Here is a 259-nt window from a genome sequence, read left to right on the forward strand (position 1 = left end):
GCCGAAGATGACGGAAACAGGCAGTTTCATGGGTGATGTTCTCAAGGTTGTTGGCTGATTTGAGCGTCCAGGGACGGCCAATAGTGGGTGAGCTGCAGGTCGATCAGTGCCTGGCGGGTGAAGCCTGTGGCCAGGTCGTGGGTGATGTCGTAGGGCGTGCGGATCAGGCGGTTGGCCAGGGCGTACTGGCCCAGCGCGTCGTAGTGGGCCTTGAGCTGGGCATCGCTCTTCGGTGCTTAGCGTGATTCGCACGCCACCG

Annotated in this window: 1 pseudogene; it reads right to left on the reverse strand. The window is 61.8% G+C overall.

From position 1 onward, the window contains the following. Positions 1 to 41: 41 nt before the first annotated feature. A pseudogene (locus SB765_RS31125) lies at positions 42 to 236 on the reverse strand (nitrate ABC transporter substrate-binding protein); the annotation flags it as partial. Between the last annotated feature and the right edge of the window lie 23 nt (positions 237 to 259).

Source organism: Pseudomonas sp. SIMBA_067 (genome assembly GCF_046534675.1).
Lineage (GTDB): Bacteria > Pseudomonadota > Gammaproteobacteria > Pseudomonadales > Pseudomonadaceae > Aquipseudomonas > Aquipseudomonas putida.